The organism is Chloroflexia bacterium SDU3-3, from assembly GCA_009268125.1.
Lineage (GTDB): Bacteria > Chloroflexota > Chloroflexia > Chloroflexales > Roseiflexaceae > SDU3-3.
This window is the reverse complement of sequence record WBOU01000048.1, coordinates 1-1,203: the sequence shown is the minus strand read 5'-3', so window position 1 is coordinate 1,203 and position 1,203 is coordinate 1. Positions and strand designations below refer to the sequence as shown.

The 1,203-nt window shown below is 61.1% G+C and carries 1 protein-coding gene; it reads right to left on the bottom strand.

What is annotated here, in order from left to right:
- Positions 1 to 27: 27 nt before the first annotated feature.
- Positions 28 to 1,080, bottom strand: coding sequence for a hypothetical protein (locus F8S13_27595; protein KAB8139559.1), 1,053 nt, complete (start codon positions 1,078 to 1,080; stop codon positions 28 to 30).
- Positions 1,081 to 1,203 lie beyond the last annotated feature (123 nt).

Below are 1,203 nucleotides of genomic sequence, written 5' to 3'. Positions count from 1 at the left end.
CTCACATGGTGTCACTTTTGGGAAGTGTCAGAAGTACACTTTCCAGCGAACGGGCATGGATAGACCGAACGCGTGCTGGCGGTTTTGCCACGCGATGGCCAGGGTGAACAAGCTGCACTGCCATTGGCGGGATGGTCCCGCATCGATCAGGGTGCGATAGCCGCGCTTGACCACCCAGCGGCCAACACTGACAAACCACCCATACACGATCCCAATGAGGATCAGCAAGCGGCTGAAACGCTGTGCATCCCGCAGCGCGGTGGTTCCCAGGGCGAACCCGCCCGACTGCCAATCGCGAAAGAGCGTTTCGATCCACATGCGGCGTTTGCCCCATTGGAATGTTTGCCAGGTGGCTGGCAGATCCGTCATCACCCCATAAACGATGGGGTCGCCACGGTCATTGGTGTCCCACCATGCGAGGAGATTGACCGGACCATTGCGGTCATCACGGACCCACATCTCGTTCAGGAAGACCCGTGTATCGGTTCCGGGCAACCAGTCGTGCAGGGCTTTGGCCTCGGCATCCGGCGCGGTGCGCACCAACAGATTGCCGCGAACGCCGAGCATGGCATGCCAGTCCTGTGCGCGAATCCAGGCGAACAGCGCATAGGAGCGAAATTCACTATCGGCATGCACGGTGATCCGCACGGTGGAGGGCAGCAGGGCGGCGGCGGTCTGGAGCGCCTCCTGCTGGTCAGGCAGTGACGAACTGCCCGCATGTGCAAGCACCTTCCAGAACAGCGGGAGCGACCGACGGCGGTAGCCCAGACTGACGACCAGCACATTGAGGTGGGCGGTCAGGACGACTCGATCGAGCAGGAGATTGACCCGCTGGGTGGTCATGGCGGCGAGCGCGTGACGAATGATCGGATGGTAGACCGCCTCGGGTGTCAGTTTTGGATTGGAGAGCAGCCGCCGGAAACGCTGGATTTTGCTTTGTTGGGTGGTCATGAGCGGCATGGCCGCCGCAATCTTGCCCTGATGCGACGAGACGGCGTGGGACATGCCTACCAGCGCGCAGACCAAGGGCGTCAACAAGCGCGGTCGGACCAACGGCAGGTGTTCCGTCAGGCGTTCCATGATGGTATGATAGCGGGGCGAGGGGGGCATAACGACTCCATAGGGTATGGTTTGGGTTGGCACGCAAAGCATACCCGTTTTGCGCGTTCTGTCCACCTCGCCACAAAAGTGACACCTGTTGAG

Bases quoted from the DNA above. Each gene is read 5' to 3' on its own strand.
- F8S13_27595 (KAB8139559.1), bottom strand. From the start codon at position 1,080: ATGGAACGCCTGACGGAACACCTGCCGTTGGTCCGACCGCGCTTGTTG.